This is a genomic window from Streptomyces sp. IMTB 2501, from assembly GCF_001953885.1.
GTDB lineage: Bacteria > Actinomycetota > Actinomycetes > Streptomycetales > Streptomycetaceae > Streptomyces.
This window is the reverse complement of the sequence record NZ_MQUS01000002.1, coordinates 475,083-493,753: the sequence shown is the minus strand read 5'-3', so window position 1 is coordinate 493,753 and position 18,671 is coordinate 475,083. Positions and strand designations below refer to the sequence as shown.

Genomic DNA, 18,671 nt, shown 5'->3' with positions numbered 1-18,671 from the left:
CTGCACTGGACCCGCCGCATGATCGAGATCCGCAAGCAGAATCCTGCCTTCGGACTGGGGTCCTACAACGAGCTGCAGTCCTCCAACCCGGCGGTGCTGGCATTCCTGCGCGAGGCCCCCTTGACCGGGGAAGGAGGGGACGACCTGGTGCTGTGCGTCCACAACTTCTCCCGCTTCGCCCAGCCCACCGAACTCGACCTGCGGGCCTACGACGGGCGGCATCCGGTCGAGCTGATCGGCGGGGTCCGCTTCCCGGCCATCGGTGAACTGCCCTACTTGCTGACCCTGCAGGGCCACGGTTTCTACTGGTTCCGGCTCACCCGAGTCGCATCCCGCATCGGCCGCCGTCACTGAGACGCCGGCGCCGAGGAAAGGACGCGTCATGCCGAAGACCATCACCGTTCGCCCGAGAACCGCGGCGGCCTTCGACGGGCCTCTTGTCTCCCTGAGCGGGCTGCTGCGCGAGTGGCTGCCGGGGCAACGCTGGTTCGCGGGCAAGGACCGGCCCGTCACCGATCTGTCGGTGCTGTCCGTGACCGAGCTGCTCCCGGGGTGTCTGCATCTGCTGGTGCACGCCTCGCACGCGCCCGTGCCGACGCCGGGCGGCACTCCCCCGCCGGGCGACTGCTACCAGCTGCTGCTCGGACTGCGCGAGCAGCACGCCCCGCGGCTGGAGCGGGCGTTCATCGGGCGGGCCGGGCAGGGGCCGTTCGCCGGGCTCGCGGTGTACGACGCGCTGCACGACCCTCGGTCGGCCCATCTGCTGCTGGAGCGGCTGCGGCAGCCCGGTGCGGCGGGGCCCCTGCGGTTCGAGGCCGACCCGGGCGCCTTGGTGCCGGGCGGTCTGCCGCCGCGGCTGCTGGACGTCGAGCAGTCCAACTCCTCGATCGTGTACGGCGACGCGTACATCCTGAAGGTCTTCCGCCGTATCCAGCCGGGGGTCAACCCGGACCTGGAGGTGACGGCCGCGCTGGCCGCGCAGGGCTGCACCCGGGTGCCCGCGCCGGTGGCATGGTTCGGTACGACCGCGCCGCAGCCGGCCACCCTGGGCGTGCTGCAGCCGTTCCTGCCGGACGCGACCGACGGCTGGACGCTGGCGCTGCGCGCGCTCGCCGCGGGCGACGAGTTCACCGCCGAGGCCCGGGAGCTGGGCCGGGCCATGGCCGAGGTGCACCTGGCGCTGGCCGAGGCGTTCGGCCCGGCCGGGCCGGGCGAGAACGGGCGTACGGCGCGGGCGATGTGTGCACGGCTGGACGCCGCCGCGCACGCCGTACCGGGGCTCAGGCCTTTTGTGCCGGGGCTGCGGGCCGCGTTCGGGGCGCTCGCCACCTGCGACTCCGGGCCGCCCGCGCAGCGCATTCACGGCGATCTGCACCTGGGGCAGGTGCTGCGGGCGGGCCGCGACTGGTTCGTCATCGACTTCGAGGGTGAGCCCTCCCGGCCGCTCGCCGAGCGGCAGGCCCCGCACTCCCCGGTGCGGGACGTGGCGGGGATGCTGCGCTCCTTCGACTACGCGGCCCGGCAGCGCCGCCCCTGGCGACCCGAGTGGGCGCGCCGCTGCCGGGAGGCGTTCTGCGCGGGCTATGCGGCCCGCGCCGGCTGGGATCCACGGAAGAAGCACGCGCTGCTGCGCGCGCACGAGACGGACAGGGCGGTCTACGAGGTGCTTTACGAGGCGAGACACCGGCCGGACTGGCTTCCGGTACCGATGGCGGCGATCAAGCGGCTCGCCGTGTGGGGAGGCTGACGTCATGGCTCTGCGCGACACCTCGCTCCCCGAGACCGCCGGCCCCACGCCGGTCAGGGCCGCTCCGCTCGACCCGGCCGAGCGCGGCCGGCTGCTCGGCGGCGCCCACCACGATCCGCACGCCCTGCTGGGCGCCCACCCGGTCCCGGGCGGCACCGTGTTCCGGGCACTGCGCCCGCACGCACGGGCGGTGAGCGTGGTGGCCGACGGCACACGCCACCCGCTCGTGTCGGAGGGCGACGGTCTGTTCGCGGCCGTGCTGCCGTACCCGGAGATCCCGCCGTCGTACACGCTGCTGGTGGCGTACGACGAGGTCGAGCAGGAGGTGCACGATCCGTACGGCTTCCTGCCCGCTGTCGGTGAGCTGGATCTGCATCTGATCCGGGAGGGCCGGCACGAGCAGCTGTGGCAGGCGCTCGGCGCCGAGCCGATGACCCACCAGGGTGTGACCGGCACCCGCTTCACCGTGTGGGCGCCGAACGCCCAAGGGGTGCGGGTGGCCGGGGACTTCACGTACTGGGACGGCACGCAGTACCCGATGCGCTCGCTCGGCGCGTCCGGGGTGTGGGAGTTGTTCCTGCCGGGGATCGGCGAGGGCGCCCGGTACAAGTTCGAGATCACCTCGCGGCACGGCCATCGCTTCCTCAAGGCCGACCCGATGGCGCGGTGCACGGAGGTGCCGCCCGACACAGCGTCGGTCGTCGCGGTGTCACGGTACGAGTGGGGCGACGCGGAATGGATGGCCCACCGGGGCGACACGCCCGTCCACCAGGCGCCGTTCTCCGTGTACGAGGTCCATCTGCCCTCCTGGCGACCAGGACTGAGTTACCGTCATCTGGCTGACGAACTGCCCGCCTACGTCAAGGAGATGGGCTTCACGCACGTTGAGCTGATGCCGGTCGCCGGGCATCCGTTCAGCGGTTCCTGGGGCTACCAGGTCACCTCGTACTACGCGCCGACGCCGCGCCTCGGCTCCCCGGACGATTTCCGGTACCTGGTGGACGCGCTGCACCGGGCCGGCCTCGGTGTGATCATGGACTGGGTGCCGGCGCACTTCCCCAAGGACGACTGGGCGCTGGCCCGGTTCGACGGGGAACCGCTGTACGAGCCCGGGGACTGGCGGCGGGCCGAGCATCCGGACTGGGGGACGTACGAGTTCGACTTCGGCCGCACCGAGGTGCGCAACTTCCTGGTCGCCAACGCGGTGTACTGGTGCGAGGAGTTCCATATCGACGGGCTGCGGGTGGACGCCGTCGCCTCGATGCTCTATCTCGACTACTCGCGGGACTCCGGGCAGTGGGAGCCGAACGTCTTCGGCGGGCGGGAGGACCTGGACGCGGTCGCCTTCCTGCAGGAGATGAACGCCACCGTGTACCGGCGCTGCCCGGGTGTCGTGACGATCGCCGAGGAGTCCACCGCGTGGGACGGGGTGACCCGGCCGACGGACAGCGGCGGGCTCGGCTTCGGGCTGAAGTGGAACATGGGCTGGATGCACGACTCGCTGCAGTACGTCCAGAAGGAGCCGGTGCACCGCAAGTACCACCACCACGACATGACCTTCGCGATGGTGTACGCGTACAGCGAGAACTACGTCCTGCCGATCTCCCACGACGAGGTCGTGCACGGCAAACAGGCGCTGGTGTCGAAGATGCCGGGCGACTGGTGGCAGCGCCGGGCCAATCACCGCGCCTACCTCGGCTTCATGTGGGCCCATCCGGGGAAACAGCTGTTGTTCATGGGGCAGGAGTTCGCACAGGGGGCCGAGTGGTCCGAGACGCACGGCCCCGAGTGGTGGCTGCTGGGCGACGACTACCACTCGGCCGGTGATCACCGGGGCGTGCGGGATCTCGTCCGGGACCTGAACACGCTGTACCGGGACACCCCGGCGCTGTGGCAGCGGGACTGCGACCCGGGCGGCTTTGGGTGGGTGCTGTGCGACGCGGCGGACGACAACGTCTTCGCGTTCCTGCGCTTCGCCGCCGACGGCGCTCCGCTGCTCGCGGTGTCGAACTTCTCCCCGGTCGTCCGGCACGAATACGGGCTGTGGGTCCCGGACGGGTTCCCCGCCTGGCGGGAGGTGCTGAACACCGACGACGTCCGCTACGGCGGCAGCGGGGTCGGCAGCGCGGGGCCGCTGAAACGCGAGGACAATGGCCTCAGGCTCACGCTGCCGCCGCTCGCCACGCTCTGGCTGGCGCCGGAGCGCTGAACCACAGGTGTCCGGAGGCCGGCCCAGCGGCAGTCGGGTCCTCCCGGCTCCTGACCGGCCCCTCGTGGCCTGAACACGGAAGGGTGGCACCACGTGCGCACCGTCGGAGTGGAGGAGGAACTCCTTCTGGTCGACCCGGAGACCGGCGACCCGAGGGCGGTGGCTGCGGCCATCCTCGCTCAAGCCGCCCATGACGATCCCGGGCAGGACGTGTTCGACGAGGAGTTGTTCGGGCAGATGCTGGAGTTCGCCACGCATCCGCAGTCGGACATGGCGGCCCTCGGCGAGGAGATCGTGCGCTGCCGCAAGGAGGCGGCTCGGCACGCCGGGCAGTTCGGCTGCGCGGTCGCGGCGCTCGCCGCCTCCCCGCTCCCGGTCGATCCCTTGCTGACCGTGAACGAGCGCTATGCGTGGCTGGCCGAGCGGTTCGGAGCCGGCACCCGGGACCAGCTCGTCTGCGGCTGCCATGTCCATGTTGCGGTGGAGTCCGACGAGGAGGGGGTCGCGGTGCTCGACCGGCTGCGCCCCTGGCTGCCGGCGCTCGTCGCGATCAGCGCCAACTCTCCGTTCTGGCAGGGCAGCGACACCGGCTACGCCAGCTACCGCACCCGGGTCTGGGAACGCTGGCCGTCGGCCGGCCCGACCGAGCTGTTCGTCTCGCCCGAGCGGTACCACCGCAGGGTGCGGGACATGATGGCCACCGGCGTCATCCTGGACGAGGCGATGGCCTACTTCGACGCGCGGCTGTCCGCCCACTGCCCGACCGTGGAGATCCGGGTGGCGGACGTGTGCCTGTGCGCGCAGACGGCCGTACTCGTCGCCACCCTGACCCGTGCCCTGGTGGAGACGGCGGCGCGCGACTGGCGGGCCGGCCGGCCGCCGCCGGACCACAGCGTGAGCGTGCTCCGGCTGGGCGCGTGGCAGGCCGCCCGGTCGGGGATGGACGAGGACCTGCTCGACCCCGTGACGATGCAGCCCCGCCCCGCGCCGGAGGTGCTGCGCTCGCTGCTGGAGTACACCAGGGACGCCCTCACCGAGTACGGCGACGCCGAGCGCGCCGAGCAGGGCCTCGCGGAGCTGCTGCGGCGGGGCAACGGGGCACGTCAGCAGCGCCGGCTGCTGGAGCGGGCCGGCAGCCTGCGAGGGGTTGTCACCGAGTGCGTACGGCACACCCAGGGCTGAGCGTCCCGGCCGTCGCCCACGTCTGAACGCTCCGGCCGTCACCCACCTCCGAACGCGTCTCCGCCGGGCCCCGGACACGCGCAGGTCATCAGCCGATCACGACTTCTCCGTTCCCCGCACCGGACGCGCTCGCCTCGGCTACATTCAAGCACCGCCGACACAGAGCCGATCGGCGGTGTGACCCTCCGTACACCCTGGAGCAGCGCATGCGCGACGTCGCTTTCGCTCCCGCCGTTGCCCCGCCGCTCACCGGCGGCCTCGCCGACAGCGTCTTCGACACCGCGGAGCGCAGTCCCACCCTGCCGGTGCTCGCGCGCCGCGCGGATCCCGCCGCCACGGTCTGGCAGGAGGTGACGGCGTTCGAGCTGCGGGACGAGGTGGTCGACCTGGCCAAGGGGCTGGTCGCCGCCGGGATCTCCCCCGGCCACCGGGTGGCCCTGATGTCCCGCACCCGTCACGAGTGGACCGTGTTCAGCCTTGCGCTGTGGGCCGTGGGCGCGGAGGTCGTGCCGGTCCATCCGGCCTCCTCGCGCGACCAGGCCGAGTGGATCCTGCGGGACGCCGGCTGTGTGGCCGTGGTGGTCGAGGACGAGCAGGGCGTGATGACCGTCGGCACGGTGTGCGCCGGGCTGCCGCGGCTGCGTCATGTCTGGCAGCTGGACGCGGGCGCGGTGCCCGAACTCGTCCGGCAGGGCGCGGTGGTGCCGTACACCACCGTGGAGTCGCTGCGCCGGATCGTGCTGCCGGACGCCACCGCGGCGGTCGTCTACACCTCCGGCACCTCCGGCCGCCCCCAGGGCTGCGCGCTGAGCCACCGCGGTCTCGCCTACCCCTGCGACACGCTGCTGGCCGGCTGGGCGCACACCGCCGCGCCGCCGGGGCAGCAGCCGTCGGTGCTGGCCTTCCTGCCGTTCTCGCATGTGTACGGCATCATGATCATGCTCACGTGTGTCCGCGGCGGTGTGCTGATGGCGCACGAGCCGGAGCTGACCGAGGCCGCGCTGGCGTCGGCGCTGCGCACGTTCCGGCCGACGTATCTGTACGGCGTGCCGTCGGTGTTCGAGAAGCTCTACAAGAATGTCCTGCGGGCCGCGCAGCAGGCGGGCCGGGGTGTCCTGTTCGAGCGGGCCGCGCAGACCGCGCGGGACTTCGCGGTGGCCGAGGAGCGCCGCCGGCTGGGCACCGGGCCGGGTCCCGGGCTCGACCTCAGACTGCAGCACGCCCTGTACGAGCGGACGGTGTACCGCAGGCTGCGGGCGGCGCTCGGCGGGCGGGTGGTGCGCGGTACCTCCGGCGGTTCCTCGCTCAGCCGTGAACTGACCCTGTTCTACGAGGGCATCGGGGTGGGCATCAACGACGGCTACGGCCTGACCGAGTCCTCCGGCGGGATCACCATGCAGCCGCTCGGGCGGGAGAAGTCCGGGACCGTGGGCCGGCCGCTGCCGGGCACCGAGGTCCAGGTGGCCGACGACGGGGAGATCCTGGTCCGCGGCCCGTCGGTGTTCCAGGGTTATGTCGGTGACGAGGCGTCGACGCGGGCCGCGCTGCGCGGTGGCTGGCTGGCCACCGGGGACATCGGGCGGGTGGACTCCGAGGGCTATCTGACGATCACCGGGCGCAAGAAGGACATCATCGTCACCAGTGGCGGCACGAGTGTCGCCCCGGCCCCGCTGGAGCAGCGGCTGCGTATGCATCCGCTGGTCCACCAGGCGGTCGTGCTCGGCGACGACCGGCCCTGCGTCGGCGCCCTGCTCACCCTGGACCCGGACTTCCTCGCGCACTGGCGGGCCGGCCTGGCGCTGCAGGGTGGCGGTCCGGGCCGCGAGACCCGTGAGGAGAACGCGCTGCGGGACGAGATCGCGCGGGCCGTGGCCTCCGCGAACAGTGCCGTGTCGCGTGCGGAGTCCATCCGGGTCTACCGGGTCCTGCCGGAGCCGTTCGCCGCGGACAACGGACTGCTCACCCCGTCGATGAAGCTGCGCCGGGACGCGATAGTCCGGCATTACGCCGCCGAGATCGAGGCGATGTACCAGGCACGGTCCCGGGTGGCGCGGGGCCCGCGGGAACCGGCGGACTGGGACGAGCCGGACGACGTCTTCCGCTGACCTCCCGCGCCGCGCGGCCGCCCTCGTACATAGCCCCCCGGCTGCGGGGAACCCGCACACGCAGAAGGAGATCGGACCGACGACGGCTCGGCCGAGGGTCCGCCGGGGCCCCGACCGGCCGGAACCAGGGAATGCGAGATGTCGACGGAGCGGCGCGGGGGCGGCATACCTCCTGCGGAGGACAGCTATGAGCGCGTCTTCTCCTTCGCGGGTGAGCTGCACAATGTCACGGAGGCGCGGCTCGCCGCGGAGGAGTTCCTGGGCGCGCTCGCCCTGCGCTCGCCGCCGGCCGCGCACGAGTACTGGGACGACATCCTGCTGGTCGTGACGGAACTGGCCGCCAACGCGATCCAGTACGCGCCCGGGCCGTTCGGTCTGCGGCTGCGCCGCACCTTCGACGGTGTGCACGTGACGATGCACGACACGAGCACGGTCAGGCCCAGAGCGCGGCCCTTCCACCCGGGCACGGGTGGCGGCGGCATCGGCTGGCACCTGCTGCACACGCTGTGCACACAGGTCAGCGTCATCGTGCACGACGAGGGCAAGGACATCCACGCGTTCCTGCCCTGGTGACGCCGTAAGGACCGGCGGCCGCTCACGCGTCGTACGCCGCCTGCGCGTACGACGTGTAAGTGTGCGAACCCCGGTTACTCCGCCCCGTGTGGGGGCATGCTGGTGCCCACGCGTTCGTCTGCCTGCCGCGCCCGGCTGGCGGAACGGTCCGGGGCACGGTGGGATCGAAGCTGGTGCGCCTCGATCCAGGCAGGCGAACGGCGTCGAGTCGGACCGCCTGGAGCCGCAGAAAGGGATGAACACCGTGACACGACCCAGGATCCTGGTGGTTGGCGCAGGCTTCGCCGGCGTCGAGTGCGTGCGCCGCCTGGAGCGGAAACTCGCTCCCGCCGAGGCCGACGTCACCCTGGTGACGCCTTACTCGTACCAGCTGTATCTGCCCCTGCTGCCCCAGGTCGCCTCCGGTGTGCTCACGCCGCAGTCGATCGCCCTGAGCCTGCGCCGCAGCAAGAAGTACCGCACCCGGATCCTGCCCGGCGGCGCGATCGGCGTGGATCTGAAGGCCAAGGTGTGCGTCGTCCGCACCATCACCGACCAGATCGTCAACGAGCCCTACGACTACATCGTGCTGGCTCCGGGCAGCGTGACCCGCACCTTCGACATCCCGGGGCTGACCGACCACGCCTTCGGGATGAAGACCCTCGCCGAGGCCGCCTACATCCGCGACCACGTCATCACCCAGCTCGACCTCGCCGACGCCAGCGACGACCCGCTAGAGCGGGCGGCCCGGCTGCAGTTCGTGGTGGTCGGCGGCGGATACGCCGGCACCGAGACCGCCGCGTGTCTGCAGCGGCTGACGCACGCGGCCGTCACCCGCTACCCGCGGCTGGATCCCGGCCTGATCAAGTGGCATCTGATCGACATCGCGCCCAAGCTCATGCCGGAGCTGGGCGACAAGCTCGGCCGCAGCGCGCAGGAGATCCTCGGGCGGCGCGGCATCGAGGTGTCGCTGGGCGTGTCGATCGAGAAGGCCGGGGCGGAGGAGGTCACCTTCACCGACGGCCGGGTGGTGCCCACGCACACACTGATCTGGACGGCCGGTGTGGTCGCGAGCCCGCTGATCGCCACGCTCGGAGCGGAGACGGTCCGCGGCCGGCTGGCGGTCACCCCGGAGATGACCCTGCCGGGCTACGACGGGGTGTTCTCGCTCGGCGACTCGGCCGCCGTACCGGACCTGGCCAAGGGCGAGGAGGGCGCGGTCTGCCCGCCCACCGCGCAGCACGCCATGCGCCAGGGCAGGACGGTCGCCGACAATGTCATCGCGACCCTGCGGGGGCAGCCGCTGCAGCCGTATGTGCATCACGACCTGGGCCTCGTCGTCGACCTCGGCGGCAAGGACGCCGTGTCCAAGCCGCTCGGCATCGAGCTGCGCGGGCTGCCGGCCCAGGCGGTGGCCCGCGGATACCACTGGTCGGCGCTGCGCACCAACGTCGCCAAGACCCGGGTGATGACCAACTGGCTGCTGAACGCGGTCGCGGGCGACGATTTCGTCCGCACCGGCTTCCAGGCCCGCAAGCCCGCCCGGCTGAAGGACTTCGAGTTCACCAACTCGTATCTGACGCCGGAACAGGTACGGGCCCGGGCGGAGGGGACGGCCAAGGGGAGCCCGTGATGTGACGCACGGGAGCGAAGACCTGGTGCCCGCAGCTCGGTCGGGGGGCGCCACCGCAGGTGCTCTGGTGGTCGCGACACCGGCCGAGGGCAGGTAATCCGGACCGTCGTGCGATGCTGGGTCGTAGATCGATTTCTGGCACGGGAGAGAGCGCGGCGGCGTGGGCACAGCGGGACGGTCGGGGCGTGTACGGATGTGGGACCGGCTCGCGGCGTCCGATCCCGGGCTGCTCAGGCTCACCGCCGGTCTGCGCACGGTCGTCGCGATCGCGCTGGCCCTCGCCGTGCTGGCCGCCCTGCGGGTGCCGGTGTCCCAGCTGGTCGCCGGTGCCATGGCCGCGATGGTGTCGACCTTCGCGATCCGCGAGACGCAGCGCGCCCAGCAGGCCGTGACGCTCGCGCTCGGTCTGCCGGTGGCGCTGGCCTCGGTGTCGCTGGGCGCGCTGCTGAACCAACGGGTCGTCCTCGGGGACCTGTTCTTCGTCGCCCTCATCTTCTGCGCGGTCTACGGCCGCCGGTTCGGCGACCGCGGCACGGCGCTCGGACTGATCGGTTTCCAGGTCTACTTCCTCTCCCTGTTCGTGCACGCGACGACCGCCACACTGCCCGCGCTGTACGGCGTGCTCTGCGTGGCGTTCGCCTGCAGTGCCGCCGCGCGCTTCGTGCTGCTGCCGCAGACCCCGGCCGGCACCCTGGACCGGCTGCGGCGGGCGTTCCGCGCCCGGCTCGCCCAGCTGATCGCCGTCCAGGCCGAGTTGCTGGACGTCGGCCCGGACGGCGTGGAGAAGGTCCTGGAGGATCTGCGCACGGCCACCGCGCGGCTGCACGAGACGGCGCTGATGATCCAGGGGCGGCTGGAGGACGGCGCCTCCGACGCGACCGTCGCCCGGCTGCTGCAGCGCCGGACCGCCGACGCCGAGATCGCCTCCGAACGGCTCGGCCTGCTGCTGCTCACCGCGCGCAGTGCTGAGCGGACCGACACCCTGACCCTGCATCTGCCGGGCGCCCCGCTGCCCTTGGGCGGTGAGCTGCCGGTGCGGGACGAGGCGACGGAGGCGCTGCGCCGGGACCTGCAGGCGCTGCGGGTGCTGATGCTGCGGCCGCTCGGCGAGGCCCGCGGTACCGCGCTCGCGCAGGTGCGCAACCGGCTGCTCGGCTACCGCGAGGAGGAGAACCTGCCCAAGGCCTCGCCGGCCGTGCAGGACGTCTTCCGTGGGCTCGGCGAGGCCGCACGTGCCGCCCTGGGGCTGCGGCTGGCGCTGGACGGACCGCAGGACGAGTCGGACGACACCCCGGCCACGGCCCGCTCGCGCGAGGAGCTGGACGCGGAGGACGCCGCGATCGAGGCGGGTGAGGAGGCCGAGGCGGAGGAGCCGGAGCCGGGCGGTCTGAGCCGTCCCACGACACGGGCCGCGGTGCAGGTGGCCGTCGGCTCCGCGCTGGCCATCGTCGGCGGCGAGCTGCTGTCCAGTCAGCGCTGGTACTGGGCGGTGCTGACCTGCTGGATCGTGTTCATCAACACCGCCTCCACCGGCGAGATCCTGGTGAAGGGCTACCGGCGGCTGCTGGGCACGGTGCTCGGCGTGGTGGCCGGTATCGGGCTCGCCGGGCTGGTCGGGCACCACACGTGGACGGCGTTCGCGCTGGTACTCGTGTGCATCTTCGCGATGTTCTACACGGCGCCCCTTTCGTACACGCTGATGTCGTTCTTCGTCACGGCGATGCTGGGGCTGCTGTACACGCTGCTGAACACCTACAGCCTGTCGGTTCTGGTGCTGCGGGTGGAGGAGACGGCGCTCGGCGCGGCCTGCGGGGTGATCGCGGCGGCGGTGGTGCTGCCGATCCACACCGACCGCCGTACCAACGAACTCCTCGTCGAGGTGCTGAACCGGCTGGCGGACGTCACGCGGGCCGCCGTGGACCAGTTGAGCGGCGGGGCGGGCGCCGATCTGGTGGAGCAGGCCCGCGATCTGGACCAGGCGCTGGCCGACCTGCGCGCGGCCACCGAGCCGTTGACCCATCCGATCGCTCCGCTGCGCGCCCGTCGGGACACGGCCCGGTATGTGGTGGCGCTGCTGGAGACCTGCGCCTATCACGGGCGTTCGCTCGCGGCCACGGCCGAACTGCTGCCCACGCATCCGTCGATCGCGGCGGACCCCCGGCTGCGCGGGGCGTGTGCGCGGATCGTGCACAACATCGAGGCGATCTCCGCGCATGTCGCCGACCCGCGCGCCACGGCGGAGATCGAGCGAGGCCCGAGCATCGCCTCGATGCTGGAGCCGGGAACCCTGCGCACCCCGCGCTACGGCCGGGTCACCGACCGGGTGCTGCGCCATCTCCAGCGGCTGGACGAGGCGGTCTCGGGCCTGGCCCGGCCGCTGGGCATCACCACCGGAGCGGACCGGCCGAAGAAGTGACGGTCCGTCGGCCGCGCGTCATGCCGGGCGTGCGCCCTCGGCGCACCGGCCCAGCGCCTCGTCGCGGACGCGGGCGCAGCTGCGGCTGATCAGCCGGGAGACGTGCATCTGGGAGATGCCCAGCCGGTCGGCGATGCGGCTTTGCGTCATGTCCTCGAAGAACCGCATGTAGAGGATGGCCCGTTCCCGCTCGGGCAGTCGGCGCAGCCCCGCCTTCGCGGCCTCACGGTCGACCACGACGTCGTAGGAGGTGTCCGTCGTGCCGAGGGTGTCGGCGAGGCTGCAGCCGTCGTCCCCGGCGGACAGTTCGGCGTCCAGGGACAGGGTGCTGAAGCTCTCCAGCGCCTCCAGGCCCGCGCCGACCTCGTCCTCGGTAAGGCCGGTGTGGGCGGCGATGGCGGTGACGGTGGGTTCGGGGCTGCCGGGGTGCTGGGCGAGTTCGCGGCGGGCCAGGCGCACCCGGTTGCGCAGTTCCTGGACCCGGCGCGGCACCCTGAGGGCCCACATCCGGTCCCGGAAGTGCCGCTTGACCTCGCCGGTGACGGTCGGCACGGCATAGCTCTCGAAGGCCCCGCGGGAGGGGTCGAACCGGTCGACGGCCTTGACCAGCCCGAGCGCGGCCACCTGCCGCAGGTCCTCGACGGACTCGCCCCGGTCGCGGAAGCGGCCGGCGATGCGGTGGGCCATGGGCAGCCAGGCGGTGACGAGTTCGCCGCGTACGGCGTTCCGTTCTGGGCCGTCACCCAGGCCCGCGAGCCGGGCGAACAGCTCCGCGGTGTCGGGGGCGTCGTCGTGGGTTCTGAGCGCGGGTGCGGTGTCGGCGGTCGGGTCGGGTGCGCTGGGGCGGCTTGTCGACAAATCGGTCAGCATGCGCAATCGCTCCTGAACGTGGTTTCAGGGCGCACCGCCGGAACGGGCTTCCGCGGCCATGCCTCACGGTGGGATCAGAGCCCGCCGGGGTGAGCCACCCGGTCCGCCGGAAGGGTCCCCGGCGGTCGTACGGTTCCCGCTGGGCGCGCGCCTCCGGTCCGAAGCACGAATTCCGCCTGCCCTGTGCTCCGGGCGGGCAAACACCGCACAGGCAGAACCCGGTTCCCGTGTCATCACCGCGGGCCTGGGGGGTACCCGGTCGGCATGACCGATGGCGTGAACGCGGACGAGTTGTTGCGACGCATCCAGCGCGCCCGGGAGCGGGCGGCCGAGGAGGAGCGGGCCTGGCAGGAGCGTGCGCGGAGCCTGGCGTCGACTGATCCGGACGGCGCGCGGGAGGCGGCGGTCCGGGCGCGGGCGTTCGAGGCGGTGCTGCAGGTGCTGGAGGAGATCGTGTGTCCGGGCGGGCGGCGGCCGGCCCCGGCGGAAGGCGTGAAACAGGTCACGTGACCGGCTTCCGATTTCCGGAACGCACACCAGATGGTTTATCGTTCATACATACGTGATGCCGGAGGTGACCGGAACCGTCCTTCCTCCCTCCTGAGCGTCACCGCACACGGCCCTGGCTGGTCTCCCCCGTCCAGCCAGGGCTTTTTACTGCCCGGAACCGGCGGCGAACCGGTGATCCGGCGAGGAAATCCGCGCCCTTCGAGGTGCTCGCAGGGGCGGCAGCGGCTGAAATGGGCTGAGAGGAACGCACCCGAACCGCTGCCGGCGAGGAGCCCCGCGCCATGACCAAAGCGATAAAACTGCTGACCGCCCTGCCCCAGCAGCAGCGCGAGCGCCTGATGGAACTGGCCGAGGAGGTCTCGTTCCCGGAGGACACGCGCATCTTCGAGGCGGGCGGCACCGCCGACCGGTTCTGGGTGATCCGTTCGGGGGCGGTCCACCTGGACCAGCAGGTCACCTCCCGGCAGCGGGTGACGGTGGCCTCCCTCGGCGCCGGCGACCTGCTCGGCTGGTCCTGGCTGTTCCCGCCGTACCAGTGGGACTTCGGCGCGGTGGCCTTCAGCAACGTACGGGCCTACGAGTTCGACGGACCCTCGGTGCTCGCGCTGAGCGTGGAGGACCCGCTGCTCGGGCTCTCCCTGGTCCGGACGGTGGCCGAGATCCTCGCCCACCGGCTGGAGACGACCCGGGGCAAGCTGATGGACCAGTACGCCATCCAGCGACGCACCGGACTGCTGTAGCTCAGATCCGGTATCGGCGCAGTGCCGGTACGGCCGCGGTCAGGGCCAGCATGACCACGACGACCAGGGCGCCACCGCCCGCCACGGCGACCCTTGGGCCGAAGGCCGAGCCGGCTGTGCCGTGCAGCACGTCGGCCAGGCGTGGGCCGCCCGCGACGACCACGGTGAACACTCCCTGCATCCGGCCGCGCATCTCGTCGGTCGCCGCCGACAGCAGGATCGCGCCGCGGAACACCATCGAGACCATGTCGGCGACACCGGCCGCGGCGAGGAAGGCCAGGGCCACCCACAGGTTGCCGCTCAGCCCGAAGCCGGCGATGGCCACGCCCCAGGCGACGACCGCTCCGATGACCATCCAGCCGTGCCGGCGGGCCCGTGAGAACACCCCGGAGAACAGCCCGCCGAGCACCGCGCCGACCGGGATGCCGGCGAACAGCACACCGAGCGCGAGCCCTTCGCCGTAGGAGTGGTAGGTCTGGGCGGCCAGCTGCGGGAACAGCGCGCGGGGCATGCCGAGGACCATGGCGACGATGTCGGCGAGGAAGGACAGCAGCAGCACCTTGTGCCGGGACATGTAGCGGAAGCCCTCGACTATCTCGCGTATCCCGGCCCGGCGGGCGGCGACCTCTCCGAGCGGCGGCAGCGCGGGCAGCCGGAAGACGGCCCACACGGTCACGCACAGCGCCAGGGCGTCGATGAGGTACAGCTCGGGCAGCCCGATGACCGGGATCAGCACACCGGCGAGCAGCGGACCCGCCACCAGGCCGGTCTGCATCACCGTGGAACCGAGCGCGTTGGCGGCGGGCAGTTCCGTGACCGGGACCAGCCGGGCGATGGAGGCGTTGCGGGCGGGGGCGTTGAGCCCGAAGAACGCCTGCTGCACCGCGAGCAGCAGCATCAGTACGACGACCGAGTCCAGCCCGCTGACGGCCTGCGCCCAGAACAGCAGCGAGGTCACGGCGATGCCTGAGTTGGTGACCAGCAGCAGCTTGCGCCGGTCCACGGTGTCGGCGACCGCCCCGCCCCACAGCGCGAACGCCACCATGGGCACGAGGCCCGCCAGGCTCGCGTAGCCCACCCATGCCGAGGAGTGCGTGATGTCGTAGATCTGCTTCGGCACGGCGACGGCGGTGAGCTGGCTGCCGACGGCGGTGACGATGGTCGACGTCCACAGGCGGCGGTAGGCGGGGATGCGCAGCGGACGGGTGTCCATCGCCCAGCGGCGCCAGCCGCGCCGGGGCGGCGGCGCCTCGTCCGTCACCTCCGTCGCGTCGGTCGCGTCCGTCGCGGAGTCGGGTTCGGTGGTACTGCTCTCGCTCGTGTCCACGGGTGTCCTGGTCGCTCGCTACTTGCTCGCTACATCTTTTCTCTTCGAGAGCCTAACTATCTCAGGACCCCGTGTACATGTCGAAAGCCTTCGCTCAGGAACCGGCCACGAGCGCGGCCCCGAGCGCCAGCATCGTGACGGCGACCAGTCCGTCCAGGACGCGCCAGGCCGCCGGACGGGCCAGGAAGCGGCCGAGCAGCCGGGCGCCGAAGCCGAGCGCGGCGAACCAGCACAGGCTGGCGAGCACGGCGCCGAGACCGAAGGTCCAGCGCAGCGCGCCCCGGTCGGCGGCGAGGGAACCGAGCAGGAACACGGTGTCCAGGTAGACATGCGGGTTGAGCCAGGTCATCGCGAGGCAGGTGAGCACCGCCCGGCGCCGGGATCCCGCGGCCTCCCCCTCGGCGCTCAGCCCGGCGGCGCCCGGCCTGAGCACCCGGCGGGCGGCGAGGACGCCGTAGCAGAGCAGGAAGACACCCCCGACGAGGCCGACCGCCCGGACCGCCCCCGGCCACGCCACCACGACCGCACCGATTCCGCCGACGCCGAGCGCGATGAGCACCGCGTCGGACAGCGCGCAGATGCCGACCACGGCGAGGACCGCGTCCCGGCGCACCCCCTGCCGCAGGACGAAGGCGTTCTGCGCGCCGATGGCGACGATCAAGGAGAGGCCGGTGCCGAATCCGGCGGCCGCGGCGGTCAGGGCGTGGTTCATGCCGTCGAACCTAGGCAGGCACTCTGCACAAGTACAGCTAAGGATTCTTACGTATCCTTAGCCATTGTGATGACGGAGCTTCCCCTGGACCAGGTGCGGACGCTGCTCGCCGTGGTGGACGAGGGCACCTTCGACGCCGCCGCGGCCGCCCTGCATGTGACGCCGTCGGCGGTCAGCCAGCGGGTCAAGGCACTCGAACAGCGCACCGGCCGGGTGCTGCTGCAGCGCACCAAACCGGTGCGGGCCACGGAGTCGGGCGCGGTGCTGGTGCGCTACGCCCGGCAGCTCGCGCGGCTGGAGCGGGACGCCTGGGGCGAGCTGGGGCTGAGCGGTGCCGGGGAACCGACGCGGGTCTCGGTGGCGGTGAACGCGGACTCCCTGGCCACCTGGTTCCTGCCGGCGCTGACCCGGGTGGCGGGACTCTGCTACGAACTCCACCGCGAGGACGAGGACCACACGGCGGCCCTGCTGCGCGAGGGTCTCGTGATGGCGGCGGTGACCTCCGCGCCCGATCCGGTGCCGGGCTGCACCGTGCGACCGCTCGGCCGGATGCGCTATCTGCCGGTCGCCGCACCGGAGTTCACCGAGAGGCACCTGGGCGGGCGGCCCCTGCCGGAGGCTCTTCCCCAGGCTCCCGTCGTGGTCTTCGACCGCAAGGACGACTTCCAGGACGCCTTCGTACGGCGGCTGGGGCGCGGCCCGGCCGGCCCGTTCCGGCACCATGTACCCACCTCGGAGGGGTTCCTGGACGCGGTCGCCGCGGGACTCGGCTGGGGCATGGTGCCGGAGGTCCAGGCGGAGCCGCTGCTCACGGAGGACCGGCTGGTACTCCTCGCCCCCGACGCGTGGATGGACGTCGCCCTGTACTGGCAGCAGTGGAAGCTCGACTCCCCCGCACTCGCGGCACTGGCCGTGGCGGTGGCGGCGACGGCGGCCGAGGCGCTGCGCCACTGACGGTCCCGTTACGCTTTATCCGTTTCGCTCCGATGCGAGCGCCCGGCGGAGTACGGTGGTCGGGCGGCGGCGCGGCGCCCGACGGTCCCACACGGCCTGCCCGCCAACTCCGCGCCGCCGGTGCCCGGTCGGGCACGGGTGTCCACGGCCGATGGCCGATCCGCCCCGTTTCCCGGCCTGTTGAGCGCAGACGGCTCACCCCGGGCCGTCCCGCGCGCCCATGACCGGATCGCGATGCTCGCGCGGCCCCCTGCCGGTCGCGCCGTTTCACACCGCCCCGGCCGGTCACCCGGACCCGGACCACGCATTCCATCCGATCCAGGAGACTTCGATGGACAACTGGCGCGACCATGCCGCCTGCCGTCACGAAGACCCCGACCTGTTCTTCCCCATCGGCACCACCGGGCCCGCCCAGGTGCAGACCGAGCGGGCCAAGGCGGTGTGCGGGCACTGCCCCGTCCGGGAGCCGTGTCTGGAGTGGGCGCTGAGGGCGGGCCAGAGCATGGGCATCTGGGGTGGGACGACCGAGCTGGAGCGCCGTGCGCTGCGCCGCCGCGCCCGTTCCCGGCCGCGCTCGGCCTGACCCTGTGGCCCGCCGTGGGCCGTCAGGGTTCGTCGCCGGGTGGTTCGGCGGCGGGCAGCCGCAGGGTGAGGACCGCGCCCTCGCCGGGCTCGCCCGCGGCGTCGGCCGTGCCGCCGTGGGCGGCGACCAGGTGCCGCACGATCGGCAGGCCCAGGCCGCTGCCCCCGGTGCGGCGGCTGCGGGACTTCTCGGCGTGCCAGAACCGCTCGAAGACGTGTGGCAGGTCCTGCGGTGCGATACCCGCCCCGGTGCCGGTGACGATGAGAACGACGTCCGTGCCGTCCCGGTGGCCGGCGAGCGTGACCGCGCCGTCGGCCGGGATGTGCCGCAGCGCGTTGGAGACCAGGTTCCCGAGAGCCTGCCGCATCCGTACCGGGTCGGCGTCCAGCCAGGCCGCGTCGTCGGCCTCGGTGCGCAGGGCGACGCCGACGGCTCTGGCTGCGAGCCGGTGGGCATCGGCGATCTGGTCGAGCAGGTCACCGGCGCGCAGCGGCTCGCGACGCAGCCGCAGGGTGCCGGCGTCGGCTGCGGCGAGGTCCTGCAGGTCGTCGGTGATCCGATGGAGGACGAGCGCCTCCTCGTGCAGCGAGTCCAGCAGGGGCGGGGCGGGCTCGACGACGCCGTCGCGGACGACCTCCAGCCAGCCGCGGATGTTGGTGAGCGGGCTGCGCAGTTGTGCGAGATGTCGCTGACCATGGCCTTGCGCTGGGCCTCCAGGCGTTCGCGGCGCTCGGTTGGTCGTTGAAGGCCTCGGCGAGGATGCCGGTCTCGTCCCGGGTGGTCACCGGCACCCGGACGTGCGGTTCGGGCGGCGCCCCCGCGGCCTCGGCCAGCGCGCGCAGCGGCCGGACCAGCCGGACAGCGGTCGCCGAGCGTGTGGAGGGCGCTGCAGCCGTGCAGCGCGATGTGGGCGGGCCAGGTGGCGCCCGGCTGCCAGCCGGTGGCGGTGCGTTCGTGGAGGGCGGCCGTGGAGAGCGGGGAGTTCTCGGCGCGCCCGGTGACGACGACGGCCTGCTCGCAGCACTCGGGTAGCGCCGCGGACCGCGCGGGGCCGAGGCCGGGTATGCGCGGGGACGCCTGCGCCGCCTCGGCCGCCTCAGGGGGCGGCCCGGCGGGAGGGGGTGTCCGGCG

General features: G+C 72.7%; 16 protein-coding genes and 1 pseudogene. 13 read left to right on the top strand and 4 right to left on the bottom strand.

Annotation, left to right across the window (positions count from 1 at the left end; all coding sequences use genetic code 11):
- The 8 genes from AV521_RS06430 to AV521_RS06395 all read left to right on the top strand — a co-directional run.
- On the top strand, positions 1-354 hold a 354-nt coding region (locus tag AV521_RS06430), incomplete at its 5' end, for an alpha-glucosidase C-terminal domain-containing protein (protein ID WP_179022873.1).
- Between the two features lie 28 nt (positions 355-382).
- A complete protein-coding gene (locus AV521_RS06425; RefSeq protein ID WP_076084653.1) occupies positions 383-1,747 on the top strand; it encodes a maltokinase in 1,365 nt (454 codons plus the stop codon).
- 4 nt (positions 1,748-1,751) lie between these two features.
- Positions 1,752-3,956, top strand: a complete 2,205-nt coding sequence (gene glgB, locus AV521_RS06420) for a 1,4-alpha-glucan branching enzyme (protein ID WP_076084650.1) — start codon at positions 1,752-1,754, stop codon at positions 3,954-3,956.
- A 93-nt stretch (positions 3,957-4,049) separates the two neighbouring features.
- Positions 4,050-5,138, top strand: coding sequence for a glutamate--cysteine ligase (locus AV521_RS06415; RefSeq protein ID WP_076084647.1), 1,089 nt, complete (start codon positions 4,050-4,052; stop codon positions 5,136-5,138).
- A gap of 206 nt (positions 5,139-5,344) precedes the next feature.
- Positions 5,345-7,243 (top strand): long-chain fatty acid--CoA ligase, encoded by a 1,899-nt coding sequence (locus tag AV521_RS06410; protein ID WP_076084644.1) that lies wholly within the window; start codon positions 5,345-5,347, stop codon positions 7,241-7,243.
- Positions 7,244-7,381: 138 nt separating this feature from the next.
- Positions 7,382-7,816, top strand: a complete 435-nt coding sequence (locus tag AV521_RS06405; RefSeq protein ID WP_076084641.1) for an ATP-binding protein — start codon at positions 7,382-7,384, stop codon at positions 7,814-7,816.
- Positions 7,817-8,051: 235 nt separating this feature from the next.
- The gene (locus tag AV521_RS06400) at positions 8,052-9,428 is read left to right on the top strand and encodes an NAD(P)/FAD-dependent oxidoreductase (RefSeq protein WP_076084638.1); all 1,377 of its coding nucleotides are present in this window, start codon (positions 8,052-8,054) and stop codon (positions 9,426-9,428) included.
- A gap of 193 nt (positions 9,429-9,621) precedes the next feature.
- A complete protein-coding gene (locus tag AV521_RS06395; protein WP_076084635.1) occupies positions 9,622-11,844 on the top strand; it encodes an FUSC family protein in 2,223 nt (740 codons plus the stop codon).
- Positions 11,845-11,862: 18 nt separating this feature from the next.
- Here AV521_RS06395 and AV521_RS06390 read toward each other — a convergent pair whose 3' ends face one another.
- Positions 11,863-12,714: a SigB/SigF/SigG family RNA polymerase sigma factor gene (locus AV521_RS06390; RefSeq protein WP_076084632.1), complete on the bottom strand. Its 852-nt coding sequence runs from the start codon at positions 12,712-12,714 to the stop codon at positions 11,863-11,865.
- Between the two features lie 264 nt (positions 12,715-12,978).
- On the opposite strand from AV521_RS06390, the gene AV521_RS06385 reads away from it, so the two are divergent.
- Both AV521_RS06385 and AV521_RS06380 read left to right on the top strand, forming a co-directional pair.
- Positions 12,979-13,224 carry a hypothetical protein gene (locus tag AV521_RS06385; RefSeq protein WP_076084630.1) on the top strand — a complete coding sequence of 82 codons (246 nt, stop codon included), beginning with the start codon at positions 12,979-12,981 and terminating at the stop codon, positions 13,222-13,224.
- 281 nt (positions 13,225-13,505) lie between these two features.
- Positions 13,506-13,964, top strand: a complete 459-nt coding sequence (locus AV521_RS06380; RefSeq protein ID WP_076084628.1) for a cyclic nucleotide-binding domain-containing protein — start codon at positions 13,506-13,508, stop codon at positions 13,962-13,964.
- Between the two features lies 1 nt (position 13,965).
- Here the strand turns inward: AV521_RS06380 and AV521_RS06375 are convergent, their stop codons facing one another.
- Both AV521_RS06375 and AV521_RS06370 read right to left on the bottom strand, forming a co-directional pair.
- On the bottom strand, positions 13,966-15,291 hold the full coding sequence (locus AV521_RS06375) for an MFS transporter (RefSeq protein ID WP_076084626.1): 1,326 nt from the start codon (positions 15,289-15,291) through the stop codon (positions 13,966-13,968).
- 94 nt (positions 15,292-15,385) lie between these two features.
- Positions 15,386-16,003 carry a LysE/ArgO family amino acid transporter gene (locus AV521_RS06370; RefSeq protein ID WP_076084624.1) on the bottom strand — a complete coding sequence of 206 codons (618 nt, stop codon included), beginning with the start codon at positions 16,001-16,003 and terminating at the stop codon, positions 15,386-15,388.
- A 66-nt stretch (positions 16,004-16,069) separates the two neighbouring features.
- Between AV521_RS06370 and AV521_RS06365 the strand changes: the two genes are divergently transcribed.
- Positions 16,070-16,957: a LysR family transcriptional regulator ArgP gene (locus AV521_RS06365; protein ID WP_076084622.1), complete on the top strand. Its 888-nt coding sequence runs from the start codon at positions 16,070-16,072 to the stop codon at positions 16,955-16,957.
- A gap of 331 nt (positions 16,958-17,288) precedes the next feature.
- Positions 17,289-17,540 carry a WhiB family transcriptional regulator gene (locus tag AV521_RS06360; protein WP_076084620.1) on the top strand — a complete coding sequence of 84 codons (252 nt, stop codon included), beginning with the start codon at positions 17,289-17,291 and terminating at the stop codon, positions 17,538-17,540.
- 22 nt (positions 17,541-17,562) lie between these two features.
- Here AV521_RS06360 and AV521_RS06355 read toward each other — a convergent pair.
- Positions 17,563-18,403 (bottom strand): annotated as a pseudogene (locus tag AV521_RS06355) (sensor histidine kinase); the annotation flags it as partial.
- On the opposite strand from AV521_RS06355, the gene AV521_RS49125 reads away from it, so the two are divergent.
- The gene (locus AV521_RS49125; protein ID WP_179022831.1) at positions 18,300-18,572 is read left to right on the top strand and encodes a hypothetical protein; all 273 of its coding nucleotides are present in this window, start codon (positions 18,300-18,302) and stop codon (positions 18,570-18,572) included. The pseudogene AV521_RS06355 and the gene AV521_RS49125 sit on opposite strands and share 104 nt — an antisense overlap.
- Positions 18,573-18,671 lie beyond the last annotated feature (99 nt).